Raw genomic sequence first — 24,088 nt, forward strand, 5'->3', positions numbered from 1 at the left:
AACAAGTAAAGGCGGTTCGCTCAATTATTGCAATAAAACCAGAGTTAAAACAAGTATTAATAAACCTATATCAATAATAAAAATAGAAGGCATTTGTATGTTTAAACATACGAATGCCTTCTATTTTTTTAATTAAATGGATAAAAAATTCACATGATTTATTAAGTAATAGATTTTCTTGATAGAGTTTTTGGTTTAAATGTTTGAATATTTAGCATATTGTTAACCCTAATAAAAGCTGTTACTACGAGAGGACGGTTTAATCATGAAGAGTGGAAGAATGTGGACGTGGAAAAAGATGAAAAAATGGATTGATGAAGGCAGAGGATTAGGAGAAGGTTTAGAATACCTGCCTTGGATAACAGTAAATGACTTTCCATCAAACGGTATTGTATCTAGGGAGTTAGGTCTTAAAACAAAAAGAATGCACCATTTTTTATCTCGTCTTGAGTATAACTATTTTTTATTGTTAGATTACTCAAAGCATGTTATCGATATTCGGGAGCAATATCCACTACTAGATTTAGAATTAGCAATGGAGATTGCTAAGGAAAAGAAGATTAAATATCCAACAGATAGTAAAAGTAATACACCTTATGTCATGAGTACAGATTTTATAATCACGATAAATGAAAATCATTGTGAAAAAATAATTGCAAGGACAGTTAAACCCTCAAATGAATTAGGAAAAAAGCGTGTCCAGGAGAAATTTGAAATTGAACGTTGTTATTGGGAACAAAAAAATATAGATTGGGGAATTATAACCGAACAAGATATACCTCTTCCACTTGTTAATAATTTAAAAAGAATTAGAAATGCAAATATAGTTATAAGTTATCCGACGTTAACCAAAGAAATGATTGATTTACTAGAGAAGTTTGTAGTGTATATAAATAAATCTACGGTATGTCTTGAACATTCTTTAGAAGTCTTTACAAGAGAAAATAGTTTAAGGAATGGAACGGTATTAACATTTTTTAACTTTTTGGTTTTTCACCATGTTATAAAAATTAACTTACAACAAGATTTTAAAATGCATATGTTAGAAAGGGATGATTTTCATGTAGATGAGGAGGCTTTTTATGAACGTTTTATACCATAGTATGGTTTTAGAAGAAGATACAGATGAAGATAAAATCTACTATAGGGTTTTATGGATAGATTCTAAACAAGAAGTCATGTACATTTTCATCTTAAATGATAGTAATGCTCTTCCTATCAAGGTAAATGTACTTGATATTATAACTGATATTCAAAATGACATGATTAGAGTAAGTCTATCAGATCCTTATTATAAGTTACATATGGAAGAGGAATTAAATGCCTCGCAAAGGGAACGTATAGAGAAGAATTGGCACTTAATTCAACGGTTATTATCAAAAGAGAATATTCCGGCTATATTTGAAAGCAAGGCAAGAGGAGAAATTTTAAAGGCGTATATTCAGCAAGGATACACGAAGCCAACTCTATATAAGTTGTTAAGAATGTATTGGAAAAATGGTCAAAATAAAGGAGCGATAGTTGATAATTATAAAAATTGTGGTGGAAAAGGAAAAGAAAAAATTCTTGGACAAAAAAAAGTTGGTAGACAAAAAAAAGATAAAAATATCCATGGCGAAGGAACAAATGTAACACAACAAGTAAAAAAACTTATCGTTAATGCGTTTCAAAAATACTATATGAACCAAAAAGAAAACTCCCTACGTTACACATATGAAAGGTTTTTAGCGGGAAATTTTATGGATAAGTTGAACCTCGGTGGCGAGACCGTATTAAAGTTTAAAAAAGATGCAAAGCCACCTTCGTATGCTCAATTTGTTTATTGGGCCAAAAAACTAACCAGTTCACATAAGGTATCAATAAAACGTTTAGGGGAAAAAGAACATAATTTAACTCAAAGAGCTATCCTAGGGAAATCAAACGATTATGTTTATGGACCAGGTAGTTTATATCAAATTGATTCTACAATTGCAGACGTCTATGTTGTATCTTCGAATAATTATAACGCAATCATAGGCCGACCAACTTTATATCTTGTAGTTGATGTATTTAGCAGAATGATAGTTGGTTTTCATGTAGATACTAGGGCTGCGTCACTAGAGATGGCAAGATTAGCACTTTATTGTGCCGTTAGTGATAAAGAAGAATATTGCAAAAATCTGGGGGTCTCAATTGAAACGGGTGAATGGATAGCATCTAATTTGCCAGCAGCACTATTGGCTGATCGAGGAGAATTGATGGGAAAAGAAGCTCAAAAGCTAGCGGATAGAATTAATATTCGTCTTGAAAATACCCCTCCATATAGAGCTGATTTGAAAGGAATTGTAGAGCGTGCATTGGGGATTCTCCAACAGAATGCTAAACCATTATTACCAGGATACGTTGAAAAAAACTTTGGGAAACGAGGGGCGCCAGATTACCGTCTAAAGGCAGTTCTTACAATTCAAGATATTCGCAAAATCATTATTGAATATATAAGAATGCATAATCAGAAAATCCTTGAACACTATGAATTAAGTGAAGAGATGTTAAGAGATCAAGTGGTACCAACTCCAAATAATATTTGGAACTGGGGAGTTGAAAAATGTTCAGGTATCTTAAGGACATTTCCAAAAGAAGAATTAAAGTTTGCTTTCATGTCTGTAGATGTGGGAAGGGTTTCTGCTGAAGGAATTAAATATAAAAACATGAGATATACGTGTGCAAAAGCAATACAAGAACATTGGTTTGAAAAAGCTAGAAATAAAGGGTGGAAAATCAGGGTACTCTTTGATCCAAGAAATATGACGTTTATTTATATTAAAGATGAAAGCAAAGAGAGTTATATTGCTTGTGAAATGGATAAGACGAGTGTCTATTATGGTAAAAGCTTAAGTGAGATAGAACATTTACAAAAAACAGAGAGAGAATTAAAGAAAATTAAGGCAAAAGAGAGCTTAGAAAGAAAATTAACTTATCAATCCAGAGTGGAAGAAGTTGTTGTTGATGCAGAGCAACGAACAGAAAGTATTATCCCGATATTTGTAGAAAGTAACACATCAAAAATAAAAAATATTAGGGAGAGAAGAACAGAAGATAATTTTGAACGTCAGCCACAAGAGGCATTTTTAATTGAAAATAAAGAAGAGGACGAGAAGTCGCATAAAAGAACATTATCCTTAGGACGTGAGCAAGAAGAAGCGGAATTAAATGAATATGAGTTAGAACAACTAAAACTATATGAAAAGTTAATGGAAGAGGAAGGGAACTATGGGGAAGAAAATGGTTAATCATATTTATAGAGAAGAAAATCACTTTCATCCAAAGGCTGTATACTTACCTCAGCAAGTAAAGGAATATGAAGGAAATCCATTCTTAGAGACTTTGCCTCCTATATTGAGTATGGAAAGTCTTTATAACTCTTTAGCGGTCTATCCGCATTTTAACGAAGAGGAGAGATTACATTCAAAAGAGTTACGTTCTCATTATGTAATGCGTTTAAATAGTTTTTTTCAGCCATATGGTAGGCAAATTTCTTTGTATAATCTTTTTGATAGAGCTCTTAGACAAGGGTATTTATGCAGAAATCCTATGAATAGAGAAGAAAAGTTATTGCTCAGGGAAATCTACGATAATTTACAAAAAGGTAAGGTACCTGTGATAAATAGTGATGGAGTGCCTGGAGAAGGGTTTATGATAATAGGAACTTCAGGTGTTGGGAAATCAAGAAGTTTAAGCAGATTGCTCTCTACTTATCCTCAAGTAATTCAACATACAGAATATAAAGGTCGACCATTTATTAGAAAACAAGTTCTGTATTTAAAAATAGATTGTCCTCATGATGGTACATTAAAAGGTTTAATTGGTGCATTTTTCAAAAAACTAGACAGTGTGTTAGGAACGCAATATACAGAACAAATATATAAGTCGCGTGTGACTGTTTCTAGACTTATTGTAGCTATGCAAACTCATATAGTGCAGCATGGCATTGGAGTATTGATTGTGGATGAAATTCAACATCTAAGTATAGCAAAAAGTCAAGGAGAAGAAGTGATGTTGAACTTCTTTGTAACTTTAAATAATATATGCAAAATCCCAATCATATTTATTGGGACACCTAAAACAGAAGTGCTATATAAAAAGGCATTAAGACAAATTCGGAGAATGTGTGGGCAAGGGGATTTAATTTGGATGCATCATAGAGAAACAGATAGAGAATGGGAGTTGCTATTAAAAGGGTTATGGCGCTATCAATGGAATCGAGAGTATACGGAATTGACTCCTGAGTTAAGTAAAGCAATGTTTGAGTATAGCCAAGGAATTATTGCAATTGCGGTAAAATTATTTATGCTTGTACAGATGGAAACAATGAAAAAGAAAAAGGAAAATATAACATCGACCATTATTAAGCGAGTTTCCGAAAATTATTTAAAGTCACTCCAACCTGTTCTTAAAGCGATGAAGACGGGGAAAAAATCTAATATGACAAGATATGAAGACATAGTATTGAGTACATTAGACAATACATTAGATTCAGGGTTAAACGAGATAACCAATGTAGTCAATGTAGACTATTTTTTAGAGAAACAGGAAAAAATGTGTAATGAAAATTTTATAGGAGATTTAGATATAAAAATCATTCGAAAGTTGCAAATTATGGGGATAGATTATGAAGTTGCTAAAGTTTCAGCAGAAAAGATAATAGAGGAATATGGAGAAAAGAAAAGTTTTAAATTTTTATTGCAGCAATCAGCATCGCTTGCTTTAATGGACGGGTTAGAAGAAGAAATACAGAATGAAATAAATAAAAGTGAAAAATGAATAGAATTTACAAATTATTGAGTATAGGACATAAATATACATAGTTTTAAGTTTCTATAAGGATGGGTTTATTATGATTAGTTATTTTCCGACTCCATATGAAAACGAGTTGTTTTATAGCATTATAGCTCGCTACCATTATCACTCTGGACATAAAACTAAACATGAAACGCTATTAAGTTTATTAGGGAGTTATGAAAAAAATTTTTATGTTGATGTTCCTAGTGGGGTTAATTTAATTGCAGAAAAACTAAAAGGTATGTCCAAGAATCTAACCACAGAATACTTTGTTGAGAAACATTCTATATTACCCCTTTTTCGTCAATTTATGGATCCGAACAAATATCAAAAAGTATTACTTAAGGTTAATGGACAAGATAGAAGTTCAAATCCAACACGTATAATACCAGAACGATTTGATGATGTAAAAAGAAAACAACACTTATATTATTGTAGAGAATGTTTAAAAAATCAAATTGAAACGTATGGAGAAGGCTTCTGGAATAGGTTTCATCAAATTTCGGGAGTGCTAGTTTGTACGAAGCATAAAATTTGTTTAACTAAGTTATCCAGCAAAAATCATAATATGAATCTTAATAAATTTATTATACCTAATATTGATGATAAGAAATCAGATGTAGAAGAAATACAGGTAAGTGAGAAATCATTTAAGATTTTACTCGATATAGCAAAGGATATTGAGTATTTATTTACTGAGAAATTAACGGTTTATCCACATACGTATTATTATAATAAGTATATGGAACTCTTAAAAATTCATGGAATTGGTTATCCAATGATTAAGAGGAGATATTTGTTGGCAGAAAAGATATTAGATGTTTATCCTAAAGAAATTTTGGATTTATTTAATTCATATTTAAGTCCAGAAGATCCTTTATGCTGGGTAAGGTGTGTTACTGAGGAGCATAGGATCAGATATCTACATCCAGTAAGGCATATATTGATAATGCGTTTATTATGTGGTAGTGTAAGGCGATTTTATGAGAATAATCAAACTTATCAACCGTTTGGTTCAGGGCCGTGGATTTGTATGAATCCATTAGCCGATCATTATTTAGAAAAATGTGTAGAAACTTTAGATATTAGTCCTCACATGAAATATAGAAGGGTACAAGGTGACTTTACTTGTAATTGTGGATTTAAATATAGATTGATTTTACCTGAACAATCTCCTTTAGAAGTTAATAATTTTTCCCAGCGTATTATTGAGAGAGGAGATTTATGGAGTAAGGAATTTCAAAAACTATTAGCTCAAAAAATGTCAGTTGTGGAAATTAGTCATATCACAAACTTGAGTTGTCCTACAGTTAGGAGAATAAGTAAACAAATAATGAATGGGAAACAGAATATAACTACTCGTGGGACAGGAAGACGTAAAAAATTTACTGATGAAGAAAGAACTCAATTATATAAAAAACAGTGGGGGGAAATTTTTAGGGGAAATCCGCAACTGAAACGTACGCAATTGAAACGTTTGAATCCCGCAGTGTTTTCTTGGATACAAAGTCATGATAAGGTGTGGTTAGAAAAGCATTTGCCACCTAAGAGATGTAGAATTAAAAATAGTGATAAGTATTATAAAAAAATGGACAAAAAATTATTGCAAGCTGCTCAAAAAGCATTTGCAAATTGGACGTTATTTGAAAAAGAAAAGGGATTGCTGCAAAAAGTTACAAGAACGGGCCTGTTGAAATATATGGGTTTAAATCCAAATATGTTGATAAAGAATGGCGATAAGTATCCGTTGTTTCAAGAGTTTATAAATTCTGTTATAGAAAACAGGAATGATTTTCAGAAGAGAAGAATTAGAAATTTATTAGATAATAAATGTAGAAATCAAGTAGTTACTATTTGTAAAATGAAAACGCTAGCAAATCTTTATGTGGAACTTGATTTGGAAATTGAACATTATATGAAAGAGCAAGTCGAATCTCATAATAAACTAGTTGAAATGAAAGAGATTAATTTATAAAAATCGAGTTTATGTAAGGTATTCAACTTATATAATGTGATGGGGTAGATTTAAAATATTTGAAATAAGCTAGCGTAAAAAAGTTCCTTACTGTATAAAAGGTTCTGTAACAAGTTAGGGTTAAAAACTTATTATTGAAAGCAATGTGAAGAAGCATGACGATCAAATGTTGTGCTTTTTTATTTTATAATTTCAAAGCGAGAAAGGCTATTAAGAGGTTTTGAAGGATTAATGATGGTCTAAGTTGTTATTTTAATTTTTATATTTCAATAAAGAGAAAAACGAATATAGGTTTAAGGGCGGATGTTTTTTATTTAGAATAGATGAATTCTTCTGATAATGTGGTAATCTAGAAATAGAACTTACAATAATTAGTTATTTTTGTAAAACCTAATATATTTAAGAGGACATTTTTTATAGAACTAGGATAAAGGGGATTTGATTATTTTGAGGATAAAAAAAGCATTTTATGCCTATTCATGCTATAAGGAAGACTTATTGGAAGATATTAGATTAGCAGTAAAACAAATTAATGAATCGAAAAATATCGAGATAACAACGTGGGAAGATCTAGCGATTGGTGGAAAATATATTATTAAAGGTATACTAGATGCAATTGATAGATGTGATTTATTTATATGTGACCTTACTTATTTGAATTTTAATGTACTTTATGAACTGGGTTATGCTATCTCAAAACAAAAAAAAATTTGGATTACGCTTAATGCATCTCATGCTAACGCAGTTTCCAATTATAAGAGTCTAAGCGCGCTTACAACCATTGGCTATGCGGGATATGAAAACTCTCAAGAACTTACAAAAAATTTTTTTTCAGATATGCCTCATGAGTTTGCTGACACAATAGATATTACAAGTAGTCAAGTTGATTTTTCTAAAAATTTAATTTATTTGAAATGTGCGGCGAATACAAGTGCTTCTAATGTCATTAACACGATACTTAACAAATCTCAAGTTCCCCAAAAAGTAGATGATCCATATGAAGGGACTCAACCACTAAGTTGGTATCTAAATCTATTACCTAATTCGTTAGGAGTAATTATACATTTTCATACAAATGATAGCGGAAAAGAAAATCTTATAGTCGCTGCCAGAAAAGCGTTAGTAGCTGGTTTATCAAATGGTCTGGGGATAAAGACACTATTGCTAGCTCATAAACCGTATATAACTCCTTTAGACTATCATGATATTTTAAAGATACACTCTGATGCTGCACAATGCGAAACTTATTTTAAAGAATTTATTGATCCAATCATAGAGGATTTTAGAAATTCTGCCGAGGATTATAGAGGGTTTAGAGCAGAACAAAAAGCATTAGGACAACTTTCAAATCTTATAATTGGTGATTACGTAGCTGAAAATGAAAACCAAGACTTAATGGATTATTTTCTTGAAACTGCTGAATATAAAGAAGCTTTAACGTCACAACAGGTTTTATTTGTAGGTAGAAAGGGTACGGGGAAAACAGCTAATTTAATAAAATTAAAAAATGAACTATCATCAGATAAAAGAAATTTCATTATTACTATACAACCTCAAGGACATGAGTTTGAAGGGGTTTTAAGTATACTTACTAAGTTAATTAGTAGTTCGGAACAGGGACACTTAATTGAGAGTATATGGAAATATCTTATCTATACTGAATTAGCAAAGCAATACTTTGACCACTTAGAAGATCAACCATTGCATCATCAAATTACAGAAGATGAACAAAATTTTATTACGTTTGTAAAACAAAATGAACGGTTTATAAATGCAGATTTTACATTAAGGTTAGAGAATATCGTTCTTAGTCTTAGCTCTTTAAAAGAATCAGAATCGATGGAGCAACAACGTTTAAAAGTTAGTGAATTTTTACATGATACAATGATTAGGCATTTAAGAGATCATTTAGGAAATATTCTACACAAGAGAAAAAAAGTTAGTATTCTTATAGATAATTTGGATAAAAGTTGGAATGATAATGCAGAATTAGAGCATTTGAGCAACCTTCTATTCGGATTGCTAAATGTGATTCACAAAATTACTGAAGAATTTCAAAGATCGACTTATAAGCATGTAAGTGTAAATTTATCATTAATAGTATTTTTAAGAAGTGATATATTTTCTAGAATTATGAGTTATGCCTCTGAAAGAGATAAAATTCCAATGAAACATTTAACTTGGTCAGAACCACGGTTGTTATTCAGAATCATTGAGAATAGAATTGATTATAGTAGCAATGGTGTATCAAGTCCTGATGAGTTATGGGAAAAGTATTTCTGTAAAACAGTAGATGAAACTCCATTAAAGCAGTTTATTGAAAAATTAATTTTACCACGACCACGGGATATAATATTCTTATTTAAAGCAGCGCTTCAAGAAGCTGTTAATAAGGGGCATAGTAGAGTAGAGGAAGAGGACTTTAAAGCAGCCGAATATTCTTATTCAGAATATGCTCTGCAGTCATTGTTCCCTGAAAATGGTAATAGAATAAAGAATTTAGAATCAATACTTTATGAATTTGCAGGTGAAAAATCAATTGTTACTCAAGAAGAACTAGAAGAGTGTATAAAGAAAAATAGTTCACAGGATATTAACCAGTTAATTAGTATTCTCTGCGACATGACTTTTCTCGGACAAGAAATTCAAGAAGGGAAGTTTGAATTTTATAGCGAAAAAAGGTCTAAACAAATTACAGATAAACTTGCCCAACGATTATCAGAACGAAAATCTCAATCTAAAAGGTATCAAATACATCCTGCATTTCATGAATACCTTGTAATTGAAAAATTACAGAGCGTTCATTAGAAAAAAGCACTCTCTTTATGGAGTGCTTTTTTCGTATATCTTGCATTAAGTTTAAAAAGATAAAATAGCTCTTTACTAGTTCGTTTGCCAGTGTTTATATTGACTGATATGAATTGGTTTGATAGGATATTATAAAAGACAACAACATATTGGTGGAAGGGTGTTAAATGTATAACATTTCTATCTTTATGGGGTATGTCACTTGCCCTAACGGGGCGGGTGATAAAATGATTAAATTTGGATTTAAAAAAAGTGAAGATAACTTAGAAATAAATTTTTCATGTGATTTTGAAAAGATTATTTCTTTAATTATTGGTACAACTACATTAGTAGAAACAATTTTATATTCACTTTAAGTAAAAAAACTGCAACAGTTGTTGCAGTTTTTTTACTTAAAGTGAATTTCACCTGAAATATAATGAATAAGCAGTTTACATAAGTCAACGTAAAAAAGTCTTTATTTTACTTAAGGTACATTTTAACTTGAATTTTTACTAAATGCTAAAAGATAAAAAAGTTTTTTACTATGATAGTAAAGTCATACGAAATTTTAATTTTAAAGATAAAAATCGCTATATAAAAAGAAGTAAAAAAATTCTTTACTCATTCGAAAATGCGATGATTAAGTAGTTTGTTAGTAAAGAACTTTTTATGCAAAGACAATAAGTGTCAACAAATAAAAAAGTCCTTTCCTGCGTAAAAGGTTCTGTAACAGGTTAGGGGGTACCTTTGTAAAAACGTTTGATTATTTATAAAAAAGTCCGATAATTAATAATAAAGAGTGATAAAATATTTAATTCAAATAAGGGTAGAAACCTACGAGTGTGTTTAGGAGGAAGGAAATGCTGTATTTAGGTGTGGTCAATGAAGAAAGAAAACTAACAAGAGTGAGTGAATTGAATAATGAAGTTTATTCTGAATATGCATTACATTTAGCAAAAGTAAATCGATTCGAAAATGATCTAAGTCTATACATGACTGTAGAGCTGAACTATCAAGAAATACATTCAACTATACAAAAGTACAGTGAGCAATATAAAAAGAATTCTCAAATGAGCTGGATTTTGATAAGGAGAATAATACTAGATATAAACCGACGAGTTTTAAATTACTTATCTACTTTTCGAACATACTTAGATCATGCAGAATATCTATTGAAAAAGGAATATGGTAAGGATAGTGAGCAGGTAAAGAAATTTAAAGAAGTCTGTTCAAAAGAATATGATAATTATTTTGCTTATAGATTTCTGTATAAACTTAGGAACTACTCGCAACATTGTGGCATGCCAGTAGGTAATGTTAGTCTTGGACAACGAGCAAATGATGATAATGGAATAGATTATTCTCTTATTGTTACATTTGATAGAGATGAATTACTAAGAAGTTATGATTCATGGGGGAATCCCGTTAAGGGCGAATTAGAAAAATTACCACTCAGCATTGTAGTTAATGGATATTTGGAAGAACTACAAGAATGTATAAAACGCATACAATCTTGTTTAATGGAATTTAGAATAGATGAATTAAAGAAAAGTGTGGATTATATTCGAAATTTAATTAACCCCTTAGAAAAATATAAGGGGACACCTTGTATTATGGATTTTAGTGAAATGAAACAGAATGATGGAAATATAAATCTAAGATGGTTCCCAATGCACATTATACAAATGTTTGATGATATATTAAACAGCAAGATGGAATTCAATTAATAAAATAAATTGAGGATATATTCTTAATAAGCTGTATTCTAAAATAGTCATAATTTGTTATAAAATTGAACAAAAAGTATTAAGAAAAGCTATTGTTTTGATTATACTTTATTCAAAACGATAGCTTTTTCTATGTGATGAAATTAGGGTTTATATATAGCCTTTAATCAAGTAATATAGACATCGTCCGAAGAATTGAGTCGGGAAAAAAAGTTCTTTACTTGAGGAAGTTTCGAAACTGACTGTAGCTATATAAATAAAAGATAAAAAAGTTCTTTACTATATAGGGGAAATCCTATTAAGGCTTAAATTAGAAGATGAAATTGGCCATATATCAAGAAATAAAAAAGTTCTTTACTCATTCGAAAATACAATGATTTAAAGGTTTTCTAGTAAAGAACTTTTTTATGCAAGGACATAAGTGGTGTCAATAAATAAAAAAGTTCTTTCTTGAGTAAAAGCTTCTGTAACAGACTAGGTTTGAAAAAATATTTATAGAAAAGAAAAAGCATGACAAATTTATGTCATGCTTTTTCTACAATTAGTCAAGCTATATTTATCTGGAACATCTGGGTATGAAGGTGCATTGTATATGGTGGAAACAATTTTCCACCATATTAATTTAATATAGCTTGGTCCAATTGAAGTGTCCAAAAGGAAAAATTAATTAGACTGGGGAACAATTAACTAGGCTAGAGGAAAATCAGAAGGAAATAATTTTCCGTTAATTCTGTTAAAATTCTGATTTGAACATTAAATAAAATCTCATGAATGGAAGGCTTGATTTCAAAATAAATTATATGAATGGGAGTGTTGTAAATTAGGTAGAAGTATAAATATTAACAAAGAACATGTTTTGAATAAAGCTACGTATTTATTCTGGAAAAAGGGTTATGAAGCTACATCCATTTCATATCTTTTCAACATAGTGACCTAATACATAACAATTGAGATAATTATGATAAATACTGTCTTTAGCTGGTTATTTGTAAATTCTAGGAACTCTCTGACCCAAGTTACAAGCAACTTCATACGATATGGTTCCTAACATATTTGCCACTTCATCTAATGATATGAAATAATCCCCTTGACCTCCATAAACTACCACTTCATCACCAATATTTACATCCTTAATATCAGTAACATCAATCATACAAAAATCCATACATATTCTACCAAAAACAGGAGCTATTTGTCCGTGTATAAGGACATAAGCCGTTCCAGATAATCGCCTCGAATACCCATCTGCATAACCAATTGGAATAGTTGCAATAATTGCTTTATCTCTTTCAACGCTAGTTGCTCCATATGATACGCCATCTCCCTTCTCAAGTGTCTGGATATAGATGACTTTGGTTTTTAACTGCATTGCTTGTTTAAGATTAACTTTTGTTTTATTCACCTCTTTAGATGGATAAAGGCCATACATTGAAATACCAATACGAACCATATCGTAGGTCATATCTGGCATTTCTATTGTTGCAGCACTATTGGCAATATGAAATATGGGAATAGAAACTTTTTGTTTCTCCAATTCTTCCAATAACCTTCTCCATCGGTTCTTTTGCTTTTCTGCATACCGTATGTCGGCTTCATCTGCGGTAGCAAAATGCGAGTAGACTCCTTCTAGATAAAGGCCATCCATTTTTGACACGATATGGATAAAATCACTTGCTCCTTCTGCTTGAAGTCCCAATCGTCCCATTCCTGTATCGACTTTGACGTGAACCTTTGCCTGTTTTCCTAAGATTTGCCCAGAATTTGATAAAGCTTCTGCATGTTCCATATCAAAAATTGATTGTGTTAAATCCCAATAAACAACATGATTCGATGCTGATGGAGGTGTGTATCCAAGTATAAGTATAGGTGCCTGAATATCTGATTTTCGTAGTTTAATAGCTTCTTCTAAACTGGCCACCGCTAGATAATCCACTCCACTATTAATCGCTTTTTGGGAAACCTCGACAGCACCGTGCCCATAACCATTCGCTTTTACGGTGGCCATTATTATTGTTGAGTTAGGTATTATTTTTCGAAATTCACTAATATTATGTGAAATATTACTAAGGCTAATTTCAGTCCATATTGGTCTATACATCATTTCCCCCCACTTTAGGTGAATTTTCAATGATCGTTTCAAGTAGCTCATTAAACCGATTGCCCACTGATTGTGAACTTTTTAAGAGCAGACTTTTTTTCGTCTTCCTAGGGAATTAATTAACTTCCAACACATAAGGGAGACTATACAGGACGGCCGTCTGTAAGCTTAAAGGCGTTAAACACTATATTCATACCATTGCTAAAATTTTTACATACCTGCACTAATCCAAAAAGGTCCACACAATAAGTATTTTTACGGTCTTATGGTAGGGTGTGGAACCACTATGATAGATGGTAGCTAGAAAATATGATGGTGGGTCATCCCCCTTTAGATTAATTAAATTCAAATAAATTGTATAAGGAGTTATTCTATTAAATGGCCCAATTGTTAAATAACATGACCAGCATTTTTTAAACAAATTTATTATGTTTTAAAAGAATTTATTGTAAATTAAAATTCTTTTTTATCTCTGGACATTTTCATTTTCTCTTACATTTTGAAACTTTGAGTTTTGTTCTTCATCTTAAATATGTGTTAGAAAATAAATTTAGTAATAAAAGAGCTACTATTGCTAAAATAAAAATGTTAACGAGCCTATATCAAGGGTTGAAACCAGAAGTAGCGAAATACTTAGAAGAAAAAGTCTACTTTCATAATAAACAAATTTCTAATGTGGTAAATAAAATGTGATTATTTTAAAAGATACTGATTCATAAAAGAGTAGTAAAAAGCAAATCGAAGTTGCTGTTATCTTATTTAAAGTGGATGAAAATATATAAAGGAAGATTAGATATTTTAGGATTGCTTAGAGTTTATTTTTGGCTAGGAAACTTATATATTTATCATTACTATTTCGTGAGTCATAAGGTACATTTTACAATTTACAGGTGAAAAAATATTCCTTTATAGGTGAAGGTACTTTTTATGTCAGGTATTTTAATTTTAAAAAACTATGAAGCATAAAAATTCGGAAGAAAAAGTTCTTTACTTTGGGACAAGTGGTTTCAACAAATAAAAAAGTATGCCAATTAAACTGTACCCTATAGAGTAGACACTGAAAAAATCTATTTTATAGGGAACTTCTTTTATATAAAGGGAAAATAAGGAATTAGAAAATGGAAATAAGCAATTAAGAGCACAACCGAAAGTAGCTTACACTAATATTTGTGAAAATATGCAATAAAAATATCGTATGAATTAATAAAAATTTATTGTAAAACGATAAAAATTATATTAAAATCAAAAACATAATAAATAAGTGTGGTGCTTTTTATGGAAAAGGTAACAACTTTATTTTATAATTAGAGGAGGTATAAATATGGACATTAACAATTTGATTATTGAAAATATGGATAATCCTCATGAGTTGGAGAGAATGTATAGAAAAGACCCGAAAGCTTTTAAAAAGTCATTCTCACAAGCATGGGATAAAAATCCTGATTCTCAGGTGCTAGCTGCTTGGTATGAAAGGTTGCATTTCAAGGAGACGGCAGATAAAGAAAAAATATCGCTGTTTCAAAAAGGTTTCTTATTCATGGGCATGTTAGCTATTCTAGCTGGGCTAAGCACTAGAATCATTTTCCACTTTGTCGAGCAGGAAGCAATTGCTCCAATTAACTTGGCTTTTGGTGTAATTCCCTTTATTGCTGCTTATTTTATTTACAATAATACTCCGAAAAAAAGTATTATTTATTTCCTTGCAGCGTTGTTCCTAATTGCCGGGTTGTATCTTAATATGTTGCCATTAAATTATAAAGACAGCAGTATCCTTGCGTATTTACATCTTCCTATATTGTTATGGGTCTTATTGGGACTTGCGTTTACGGGAAATGAATATTCAAAAGGCAGTACAAGATTAGCTTATATTAAATTTAATTTAGAATATTGTCTTCTCTACGCGAGCATGGCAGTGAGCGGAATGATACTAGCAGTATTCACCATGAAGTTATTTAGCTTTGTTGATTTGGATATAGGAGAATTCTATTTTAGTAATGTTGTATTATTTGGAGCTGCCGCTCTCGCTGTAGTGGCTGCATACTTAGTATCATTGAATCTTAAACTTGCTAAAAATATTACACCATACATATCTAAAATTTTTAGTCCTCTCGTCCTGATCACATTGTTTATTTATCTTATAACGGTAATTTGGGTCGCGAAAAATCCATTCTTGGATCGTGATTTCCTAATGGCCTTCAACGTAATACTCCTTGGTGTATTGGCTGTTACTATATTTTCTATCGTTGAGAGTGATTCAGACGAGAAAAAGAGCATTTCAGATTATATAAATTTTGCCTTAATTGTTCTGGCGCTTATTATTGACACTGTCGCATTATCAGCCATCGTATTCAGACTTTCTTCTTACGGGATTACACCTAATAGACTTGCTGTTTTAGGCGTAAACATACTGATTTGGGCAAATCTCATTTGGATTATGTTTTCCTATATGCGTTTTCTACAAAACAAATCAGGACCGACAGCTATTCAAGATGCTGTTACGAAGTATTTGCCAATCTACGGACTTTGGGCAGCTTTCGTAATATTTACTTTTCCTATAATTTTTAATTAGAAAGACATAGTAAATGTAACGACAAGCTAATTTTCTATCACGTATAAAATCCTTAGAGTCGATAATGATCGTTACTTCTATAAGTTCTCTAAAATAAAAAAACGTCCCAAAGTAGGACGTTTTTTTATTATGTATATTGCTTTTTTTTCTTAATAAGTAATAACACTTGTGACACACAAGCAAGTACTGGTAGTTCTATTAATGGTCCAATCACTAATGCAAGTGCAATAAGAGGTTCGTCTGGAAAAGCTGTTACAGCAATAGCGAGTGCAACAGGCGAGTTTCTTGCTAATGTTGTTAAGCTTAGACTAACTGTATCTTTATAAGATAAACGCATCATGCGTCCGATAAATTGTCCAAGTACAAAATTAATGATGAAGAACAATAGAACAGGAATGAGTAATAGTAAAACAACATTCATATTTTGTAGTAAATATTTACCTTGTGATGCAAACATCGCTACAATTGCTAAACTTAAAAATACAATTTGCGCAGAGCTGAAAAACGGAATGAGTTTATTCTCGAGTGTTTCAGTTTGTTTCATTTTATACATAATGAATTTTGTAGCGTGTGCAAGTACAAATGGTAAGACGATTACGATAACAATACTTTCTACTAAAACAGAAACCGCTACAGTCTTCATGACACCAGCAAATAAAAATAAATAAATGGGAAGGAGTAGTACTTGCAAAATTAAATTTACAGGCAAAATGGCAGTAGAAAGTGCTACATTTCCTTTCGCTATTTCAGTAAAGATTAAGTACCAGTCTGTACATGGAGTAACCATTAACATAATAAATCCAACCCAAAGTGCTGGATGGTCGGAAAGAAATAGTGCTCCTAATCCCCAAGCGAGTAAAGGTGTCCATAAAAAATTAATAGTAAGGCTCGTTCCAGCAAATTTTAAATTGCGGAATCCATTTTTTATTTCTTTCAATGGAATGCTGAGGAATAATCCATACAGCATGAAAAATAAGAAGGGGACAATAAATTGCTCTGAATACATATGTATCAAATGAAATTGTCCGAGTACGATGCCGCATGTAACAGCAAAAAGAATAATAAAAGTTTGAATCTTTTCTATAGTGCTCATGAGTAAATCCTTTCTAAATATGAATTGCCCTCTCTACATCCATTATACAAACAATAAAGTTACAATTGGTGTATGAATTGTATTGTGGTCATTATTTTTAATCCGAGATATTATTTTTTATTTAAAGTTACTTGACTAAAGTAAGTTACTGTATTACAATCACTTACATAAGGTAATTAAATAACAAAAAGTTTTTTGTGTTTTTACTTAAGGTATCTATTGGAACTTTTTACTAGAATAAGAATTTTTATGATGATGAATAATGAATATGATAAGAAAGTTTAGGTGAAGAAAGTGGGATTATTTAGCTCATTATTTGGTAAAAAAGAAGAAAATACAAAAGTAGAGGGGAATAAAACAATGTCAAAAGTATTATTTGTAAAAGCAAACGATCGTCCGGCGGAGCAAGCAGTTAGTTCAAGAATGTATGAAACATTTGTAAGTGCTTATAAAGAAGCGAACCCAAATACAGAAATTACGGAGTTAGATTTATTCGCATTAGATCTGCCGTATTACGGAAATATCGCGATTTCAGGTGGATATAAACGTAGTCAAGGAATGGAGTTAACAGCAGAAGAAGAGAAGGCTGTAGCTAAGGTAGATCAATATTTAAATCAGTTTTTAGAAGCTGATAAAGTTGTATTTGCGTTCCCACTATGGAACTTCACAGTGCCAGCACCATTAATCACATATATTTCATACTTATCTCAAGCTGGAAAAACATTTAAATATACAGCAAATGGCCCAGTAGGTTTAGCTGATGATAAGAAAGTCGTTGTATTAGGTGCGCGTGGTTCGGATTATTCTTCAGAACAAATGGCTCCTATGGAAATGGCGGTTAATTATGTAACGAATGTGCTTGGGTTCTGGGGAATTACAAATCCAGAGACTGTTGTAATTGAAGGGCACAATCAATATCCAGATCGTTCACAACAAATTGTTGAAGAAGGTTTAGAGAACGTTAAGAAAGTAGCGGCAAAATTTTAATTGATAGTAAATGTAAAAAACCAACATGGATGACCATGTTGGTTTTTTAGTCTATTTCTATGTTAAAAAATGTATATTTATAAAATAAATGAAAAGTTTGAAAATAGTATTGCAAAATATTATATGACAAACTATAATAAGTTCAAGAATAGTTGATAGTCGAATTGAATATTCAGAAAATTCAATTAGTTAAAAATGGAAAATGAGATAAGGAAATTTGAATGGGGGTTATATTATGGCGAATAAAGTACCGTTTTCGTTCATAGTAGTTATTGGATTAATGTTATTTGCACTATTTTTTGGAGCAGGAAATTTAATATTCCCGGCAATGCTCGGTCAATCGGCAGGAGAGAATGTATGGATTGCTAACGCTGGATTTTTAGTAACGGGTGTTGGATTACCACTACTAGGTGTACTGGCATTTGGTTTTTCGGGTAAAGATGATTTACAGTCATTAGCAAGTCGTGCTCACCCAGTATTCGGGATTGTGTTTACAACAGTTTTATACTTAGCGATTGGCCCGTTATTTGCAATACCAAGAACAGGAAATGTTTCTTATGAAATTGGTCTTAAACCGTTTATGCCAGAAGGATTAGGTTCTACACCTTTAATTCTTTTCACAATTGTATTCTTTAGCATCACTTGTTTTTTTTCGCTAAATCCTGCGAAAATTGTCGATATTGTTGGAAAAATCTTAACGCCAATTAAGTTAACTTTCATTGGTATTTTAGTAATCGTTGCTTTTATACATCCGATTGGAGATATGCAAGCACCAGTGGAAGCTTATACATCACATGCATTCTTTAAAGGATTCCAAGAAGGATACTTAACAATGGACACGCTTGCATCATTCGTATTTGGAATCATCATCATTAATGCAATTAAAGAAAAAGGTGCAAAAACGAAAACACAGATTATGATCGTTTGTGCAAAAGCGACAATCATTGCAGCATCTATTTTAGCAATTATCTATACAGCTCTTTCTTATATGGGTGCTTCAAGTGTTGCGAAGCTTGGACATTTAGAGAACGGTGGAGAAGTATTAGCGAAAGTTTCTAACTACTATTTCGGATCATATGGTGGAGTATTATTAGGATTAATGATTACAGTAGCGTGTTTAACAACTAGTGTGGGACTTGTATCAGCATGTTCTTCATTCTTCCATAAGTTATTCCCAAGTGTTCCTTACAAAGCGATTGCCATCACGCTATGTGTATTTAGTGCAATTGTTGCAAACGTAGGATTAACACAATTAATCGCAGTTTCTGTTCCAGTACTAACAGCAATTTATCCACTAGCAATCGTATTGATTTTCTTAACATTCTTCCATTCATTATTCAAAGGAAGAGCTGAAGTTTATCAAGTGAGCTTAATCGTAACATTTATCATCAGCTTATTCGATGGATTAAGTGCAGCTGGAGTTAACATTGAAGTAGTAAGCCGAGTGTTCACTAAATTCCTTCCGATGCAAGAAGTAGGATTAGGATGGATCTTCCCAGCGATTATCGGTGGATTTATCGGATATGGCATTAGCGTTTTAAAAGCAAAAAATCAAGTTCAACCAGCTAGTGCGAATAAGAAAATAGGTTAAATAAAAAAGTTATAGAACTTGTTTCTATAACTTTTTTTGTTACTATTGATAAGGATAGAAAAAATAAAGTAGTAGGGGAAATAAAATGAAAAAAACAATTGATCATATCGGCATCGCAGTTCGAGATATAAATAGTACGATACGTTTTTATGAAAATGTGTTACTAGGAACTTTAATAGATCGTTACGTAAGTGAAGCTCCTGGTGTGGAAAGCGAAGTAGCCATTCTTGAAGTGGATGGAGATAGAATTGAATTACTTGCACCGACGAATAATACGACATCTCCAATTGCCCGTTTTATTAAACAAAAAGGTAAAGGTGTTCATCACGTTGCGTATCGTGTCGATGATTTAGATGTGGCTCTAGAAGAGTTAAAAGAACAAGGTATTCGGACATTAGAGCATACACTTCGGATTAATAAGCACGGTAGAAGATTAATATATCTTAACCCAGCGGATACAGAGGGAACAATCATTGAGTATTGTGATTATCCGGAAGAGAAGTAGAGGAATTTTATGATTGAAAAAGGGTGTTGCGTAATTGCGTGACGCCTTTTTAATTTGTGTATTTTCTTTAGGTGGAACATCCTGCTATAGAGTTCCTTATATTTAATGAGGTTAAATTCTTAGGATGGGAATATAGTTTAGGAAGTATATGTAAGAAAAGTATAGTGATGAAAAATAAGTGAAGTGTGAAAGTAATAAGAAGGCTAGAGGCATAGTTGCTAATAGAGTGCATTTTCATTATAGGGGTACCAAAAAGTGCCGCTGCTCATGGGTATGTTGTGAAATCGAACCCTACTGAAAATGAAATGTTGAAGAAGCGCTAACTGTTGTGAAAATTAAATGCGGTGAGGCTATAACATTTATCATCAGTTTATGTAATAGATTAATTGCAGCTGGAGTTAACATTGAAGTAGTAAGCCATCTGTTCACGATGCAGGTAGTAGGGTTAGACTGGATTTTCCTCGCGATTATCGGTGGATTTATTGGGGAGGGTATTAATGTTTTAGGAGTGAAAAATCAAGTTCAACCAGCAGCTAGAGAGAATAAGAAAATAGGTTAAGTAAAAAAAGGTTATAGCATTTAATCCTATAACCCTTATATATAGAATACATCATCATGGCAGTTTATATTATAGGTAGTTGTATGATAAATGTAGGATTCATATTAGTAGAGAAAGCCAGTAACTGTAGACTACGCTTTAAATGAGAGCATTTAAAGCGTAGTTTTTTAATCATTCTCTTTGCAGAGGAAGAGTGCAGCAGCGAAAAGATCCACCAGATTTTATAATCTCTCCAAAGTCAATTTCAATAACCTCATAACCTCTACGTCTCAGTTCGTTATTTGTTTTAGTATTACTGGGTAAACTAATAATCTTTTCATTGCCTAAAGATAATACATTGGTTGCTAAAGTAAATTGCTCTTTTTTAGATACCTCTATTAAATTATAACGATCTGATAACATGTTTAGTGTACTATTACTAAATGCATGTGGATATATTAAAGCTTCTTCCTGTGAAATGATATTAAAAACACAATCTAAATGTAAAAAATCTTTGGAAAAAGGAACGGGAATTATTTCATAGTGTGTGAGCAACTGTTGAAGTTTTATTACAGAGTTAAATAACGTTCGATTGCTTACGCCAATATATACAATATCTTGATCGATAATGACGTCGCCGCCTTCTATATGACTATTAATACAATCTATATAAGTAATATCTTTTTCTAATAATATTTTCTTGAAAATTTGCTCTTCTCCTTTACGAACTTCATTTTTCATGTTAGAAATGAAAACAGTTTCCCCTACAGTAAAACCGATATCTCTCGTGAAAACTTGTTCGGGAAAGCGTACTTCAGGAGGTAGCATTAAAGTGTGTATTCTATTTTCTTTAAGTATATCAATAAATTTTGAGTATTGTTCTCTCGCTAGATTTACATTAAAGCCTAAATTGATAAAATATTTTTGGGTCTTGTTTATACCGCTAGAAATATTCATATATAATGGTTCGCATAGTACAACTTTTTTTAACGTACTATATTCACTTGAGCAATATGACTTTAAAATACTCATTCTAATAATCCTCCAATATAGGTGATTTTTAAATTGTTATACGATGATTGAAGCTTAAAATATTTTTGGATACAGAAGATAAAACGTAATAAAATATGAACTTAAAAAAGATTGAGCTTATAATAATTTAAGTGATTATTATAAGTTATAGTTTTCTGTATTTTCAGTTTTTTATAACGCCGGGTGTATCATTGTTCTAGAAAAAACGTAAAATAATTATAGGAACTCAGAATAATCTAGTATCTTTATAGATGAATTGTTTATCTGTTCCCAATCTGTATAACAAACCGCGATAGTGTAATTTTGCTCTAACCGATTTAGGTAGAAATAAAATTGACTAAAAGTGGAATTAGTGTTCCGTAATGTTATTTTATTTTGGGACCAATCGTCCATATTGAAGCCGAAACTATCTAATGGATATAGAAGTCCTTTTCCGATCGCTTTAACAAATGATTCTTTTAAAGTCCAAATATCAAAGAAAAACGATAACTGTCTATCGTGAGGAATATGCTGAAAATAGTCAAGTTCTTCTTGAGTAAAGCATAGTTCGGTTATGGAAAAATCTATAGGTTGAATTTTTTCAATGTCTACACCAATTCTTCCATTTGAAGTAAGTCCACATATAATCCATTCTTCAGAATGAGATAAATTAAAATCCCCCTTCCAACCATGATATTTATTTAAAAAAGGGCGGCCTGCTCGATCTCTGTTTATAGAGATAGCATCTGCAGGTATGAGTAAAATTTTTTCTAAACATTTTCTGATGCATAGATGAGCTAATAATGTTCTTTGTTGATCTTCTAATTTATGAAATCTTAAAATTCTTTCCCTTTCATTTTTAGGTAATTTTGTGAGTTTCAGCTCTATGTCTTTGTAGGGTAGTAAAATTCCTAATTTAACTGCAATAATTTCTAAGTAACTATCAATTTTTTTCATAATGACCTCACTAACAATATAAATAATAGTCTCAAGAGAATTTAAATGTATAATTAATTTTATTATTTATCAACTACCATTACATTATAGAGAGTGATATAAGATTTATTGAGAAATCATGTGAATTATATTAAGTGTTATTGTATAGCTATTTTGAAGAAATGAACAAACTTATGTTTTATTTTTTTTGAAGTCAATTCAATTATTAAAAAAGTTTCTCAAGTTTTGTTATGTATTTTAGATTGCTTTGAAAATTAAATGAAGTTACAATTAATCCTGTTTAATAGTTGGAAAAATCAGAAAAATAAAAGGGGATTGGGTAAGTGATAATTTCTGGAGAAATAAAAGAATTTATAAAGAATTATGATGATAAATTACCATTCTCAGGTGCGATTTTAATTCAAAATAAAAAAAAGATCTTTGAAGATGGATTTGGATATGCGAATAGAAGTGAACAAATTTTTAATACATCACGTACTCGGTTTGGTATGGCTTCTGGGTGTAAAATTTTCACTGCAGTGGCAATATGTCAATTAGTTGAAAAGGGTGTTTTAACTTTTGATACCTGTTTGAAAGAGTGTTTAGAAGACCCATTCCCACATTTTTATGAAGGTATTACAATTCATCATTTATTAACTCATACTTCGGGCATACCAGATTATTTTGATGAAGAAGAAATGGATGATTTTGAAGATTTATGGAAGGATACCCCAATGTATTCTATTAAATCTCCTGCAGATTTTCTGCCTATGTTTCAAAATTATCATATGAAGTTTAATCCTGGAAGTAAATTTTCTTATAGTAATGCAGGTTATATTTTACTTGGTTTGATTGTAGAAAAATTGACAGGGATGAAGTTTGCAGAATATGTAAAAGAGCATATATTTCAAGTTTGCGGCATGTCAGATTCAGGATATTTCCGGATGGATCAACTGCCGGAAAGAACTGCACTTGGATATATAGATAATAAAGATGATAACACTTGGAGAACTAATATCTATTCGGTCCCTATAGTTGGTGGGCCAGATGGAGGGGCTTTTACAACAGTTTTAGATTTAGGAGAATTTTGGAATGGATTATTTAATGGGAAACTCTTAAATAAAGAGTACACTAATCAGTTGTTAACTCCTTATGTGAAAAATAATAGTTTACATTATGGATATGGTGTTTGGATTTCAATGGAAAATGATGAGATTCTCAAATATTTTGTATTTGGATTTGATCCAGGTGTGAGGGTTCATTCATCTGTAAATGCAAAGTCTAAGATGCAACTCCATATTATGTCTAATGTAGAACAAAATGTAGTTCCTATTAAAAATGGGATTGATAAATTAATTTCTGGAAAAAAGATTTAGTTTTTGAGATTCATGGATGTTTTTTGATACCTACAAAATAAAAAAGGATATGAATATTTAACTAAGAGTTAATC

16 protein-coding genes and 2 pseudogenes are annotated in these 24,088 nt (G+C 31.3%); 14 read left to right on the forward strand and 4 right to left on the reverse strand.

Features of this window, described 5'->3' with window-relative positions:
• Nucleotides 1-265 precede the first annotated feature (265 nt).
• From MKX31_RS07500 to MKX31_RS07530, 7 genes are all read left to right on the forward strand, one after another.
• Nucleotides 266-1,102, forward strand: a complete 837-nt coding sequence (locus MKX31_RS07500; protein WP_340980465.1) for a TnsA endonuclease N-terminal domain-containing protein — start codon at nt 266-268, stop codon at nt 1,100-1,102.
• 1 nt (nt 1,103) lies between these two features.
• Nucleotides 1,104-3,269, forward strand: coding sequence for a Mu transposase C-terminal domain-containing protein (locus tag MKX31_RS07505; protein ID WP_340980466.1), 2,166 nt, complete (start codon nt 1,104-1,106; stop codon nt 3,267-3,269).
• A complete protein-coding gene (locus MKX31_RS07510; RefSeq protein ID WP_340980467.1) occupies nt 3,250-4,800 on the forward strand; it encodes an ATP-binding protein in 1,551 nt (516 codons plus the stop codon). The genes MKX31_RS07505 and MKX31_RS07510 overlap by 20 nt, the downstream gene beginning before the upstream one ends.
• 73 nt (nt 4,801-4,873) lie before the next feature.
• Entirely contained in the window at nt 4,874-6,793 is a 1,920-nt protein-coding gene (locus MKX31_RS07515; protein WP_340980470.1) for a TnsD family Tn7-like transposition protein, read from the forward strand.
• A gap of 447 nt (nt 6,794-7,240) precedes the next feature.
• The gene (locus tag MKX31_RS07520; RefSeq protein WP_340980471.1) at nt 7,241-9,601 is read left to right on the forward strand and encodes a P-loop ATPase, Sll1717 family; all 2,361 of its coding nucleotides are present in this window, start codon (nt 7,241-7,243) and stop codon (nt 9,599-9,601) included.
• A 167-nt stretch (nt 9,602-9,768) separates the two neighbouring features.
• Nucleotides 9,769-9,957, forward strand: a complete 189-nt coding sequence (locus MKX31_RS07525; protein WP_340980472.1) for a hypothetical protein — start codon at nt 9,769-9,771, stop codon at nt 9,955-9,957.
• Nucleotides 9,958-10,443: 486 nt separating this feature from the next.
• Nucleotides 10,444-11,310 carry a hypothetical protein gene (locus MKX31_RS07530; RefSeq protein WP_340980473.1) on the forward strand — a complete coding sequence of 289 codons (867 nt, stop codon included), beginning with the start codon at nt 10,444-10,446 and terminating at the stop codon, nt 11,308-11,310.
• Nucleotides 11,311-12,292: 982 nt separating this feature from the next.
• Here MKX31_RS07530 and alr read toward each other — a convergent pair.
• Nucleotides 12,293-13,408: an alanine racemase gene (alr, locus tag MKX31_RS07540; RefSeq protein ID WP_064476393.1), complete on the reverse strand. Its 1,116-nt coding sequence runs from the start codon at nt 13,406-13,408 to the stop codon at nt 12,293-12,295.
• A 1,321-nt stretch (nt 13,409-14,729) separates the two neighbouring features.
• On the opposite strand from alr, the gene MKX31_RS07545 reads away from it, so the two are divergent.
• Nucleotides 14,730-15,977 (forward strand): DUF4153 domain-containing protein, encoded by a 1,248-nt coding sequence (locus MKX31_RS07545; protein WP_064476392.1) that lies wholly within the window; start codon nt 14,730-14,732, stop codon nt 15,975-15,977.
• Nucleotides 15,978-16,104: 127 nt separating this feature from the next.
• Here the strand turns inward: MKX31_RS07545 and MKX31_RS07550 are convergent, their stop codons facing one another.
• Nucleotides 16,105-17,070 carry an arsenic resistance protein gene (locus tag MKX31_RS07550; RefSeq protein ID WP_064476391.1) on the reverse strand — a complete coding sequence of 322 codons (966 nt, stop codon included), beginning with the start codon at nt 17,068-17,070 and terminating at the stop codon, nt 16,105-16,107.
• A 294-nt stretch (nt 17,071-17,364) separates the two neighbouring features.
• Here MKX31_RS07550 and MKX31_RS07555 point away from each other — a divergent pair, with 294 nt between their 5' ends.
• The 5 genes and pseudogenes from MKX31_RS07555 to MKX31_RS07570 form a co-directional block, all read left to right on the forward strand.
• A complete protein-coding gene (locus tag MKX31_RS07555; RefSeq protein WP_340980474.1) occupies nt 17,365-18,057 on the forward strand; it encodes an FMN-dependent NADH-azoreductase in 693 nt (230 codons plus the stop codon).
• 235 nt (nt 18,058-18,292) lie between these two features.
• On the forward strand, nt 18,293-19,648 hold the full coding sequence (gene brnQ / locus MKX31_RS07560; protein ID WP_064476390.1) for a branched-chain amino acid transport system II carrier protein: 1,356 nt from the start codon (nt 18,293-18,295) through the stop codon (nt 19,646-19,648).
• Nucleotides 19,649-19,733: 85 nt separating this feature from the next.
• Nucleotides 19,734-20,153 (forward strand): VOC family protein, encoded by a 420-nt coding sequence (locus MKX31_RS07565; RefSeq protein WP_064476389.1) that lies wholly within the window; start codon nt 19,734-19,736, stop codon nt 20,151-20,153.
• A gap of 215 nt (nt 20,154-20,368) precedes the next feature.
• Nucleotides 20,369-20,470: pseudogene (locus MKX31_RS29225) on the forward strand (copper resistance CopC family protein); the annotation flags it as partial.
• Nucleotides 20,471-20,505: 35 nt separating this feature from the next.
• A pseudogene (locus MKX31_RS07570) lies at nt 20,506-20,712 on the forward strand (branched-chain amino acid transporter); the annotation flags it as partial.
• 171 nt (nt 20,713-20,883) lie between these two features.
• On the opposite strand, the gene MKX31_RS07575 reads toward MKX31_RS07570, so the two are convergent.
• Both MKX31_RS07575 and MKX31_RS07580 read right to left on the reverse strand, forming a co-directional pair.
• Nucleotides 20,884-21,723: a dimethylarginine dimethylaminohydrolase family protein gene (locus MKX31_RS07575; RefSeq protein ID WP_064476387.1), complete on the reverse strand. Its 840-nt coding sequence runs from the start codon at nt 21,721-21,723 to the stop codon at nt 20,884-20,886.
• A gap of 216 nt (nt 21,724-21,939) precedes the next feature.
• Nucleotides 21,940-22,659 (reverse strand): 4'-phosphopantetheinyl transferase family protein, encoded by a 720-nt coding sequence (locus MKX31_RS07580; protein WP_064476386.1) that lies wholly within the window; start codon nt 22,657-22,659, stop codon nt 21,940-21,942.
• A gap of 323 nt (nt 22,660-22,982) precedes the next feature.
• Between MKX31_RS07580 and MKX31_RS07585 the strand changes: the two genes are divergently transcribed.
• Nucleotides 22,983-24,014 carry a serine hydrolase domain-containing protein gene (locus tag MKX31_RS07585; protein WP_064476385.1) on the forward strand — a complete coding sequence of 344 codons (1,032 nt, stop codon included), beginning with the start codon at nt 22,983-22,985 and terminating at the stop codon, nt 24,012-24,014.
• Nucleotides 24,015-24,088: the final 74 nt, after the last annotated feature.

Source organism: Bacillus sp. FSL M8-0063 (assembly GCF_038005545.1).
Lineage (GTDB): Bacteria > Bacillota > Bacilli > Bacillales > Bacillaceae_G > Bacillus_A > Bacillus_A wiedmannii.

What these genes read in the sequence shown, in the direction of transcription:
- MKX31_RS07500 (WP_340980465.1), top strand. Translation starts at nt 266, where the DNA reads ATGAAGAGTGGAAGAATGTGGACGTGGAAAAAGATGAAAAAATGGATT.
- MKX31_RS07505 (WP_340980466.1), top strand. Translation starts at nt 1,104, where the DNA reads ATGGTTTTAGAAGAAGATACAGATGAAGATAAAATCTACTATAGGGTT.
- MKX31_RS07510 (WP_340980467.1), top strand. Translation starts at nt 3,250, where the DNA reads ATGGGGAAGAAAATGGTTAATCATATTTATAGAGAAGAAAATCACTTT.
- MKX31_RS07515 (WP_340980470.1), top strand. Translation starts at nt 4,874, where the DNA reads ATGATTAGTTATTTTCCGACTCCATATGAAAACGAGTTGTTTTATAGC.
- MKX31_RS07525 (WP_340980472.1), top strand. Translation starts at nt 9,769, where the DNA reads ATGTATAACATTTCTATCTTTATGGGGTATGTCACTTGCCCTAACGGG.
- MKX31_RS07530 (WP_340980473.1), top strand. Translation starts at nt 10,444, where the DNA reads ATGCTGTATTTAGGTGTGGTCAATGAAGAAAGAAAACTAACAAGAGTG.
- alr (WP_064476393.1), bottom strand. Translation starts at nt 13,408, where the DNA reads ATGTATAGACCAATATGGACTGAAATTAGCCTTAGTAATATTTCACAT.
- MKX31_RS07545 (WP_064476392.1), top strand. Translation starts at nt 14,730, where the DNA reads ATGGACATTAACAATTTGATTATTGAAAATATGGATAATCCTCATGAG.
- MKX31_RS07550 (WP_064476391.1), bottom strand. Translation starts at nt 17,070, where the DNA reads ATGAGCACTATAGAAAAGATTCAAACTTTTATTATTCTTTTTGCTGTT.
- brnQ (WP_064476390.1), top strand. Translation starts at nt 18,293, where the DNA reads ATGGCGAATAAAGTACCGTTTTCGTTCATAGTAGTTATTGGATTAATG.
- MKX31_RS07565 (WP_064476389.1), top strand. Translation starts at nt 19,734, where the DNA reads ATGAAAAAAACAATTGATCATATCGGCATCGCAGTTCGAGATATAAAT.
- MKX31_RS07575 (WP_064476387.1), bottom strand. Translation starts at nt 21,723, where the DNA reads ATGAGTATTTTAAAGTCATATTGCTCAAGTGAATATAGTACGTTAAAA.
- MKX31_RS07580 (WP_064476386.1), bottom strand. Translation starts at nt 22,659, where the DNA reads ATGAAAAAAATTGATAGTTACTTAGAAATTATTGCAGTTAAATTAGGA.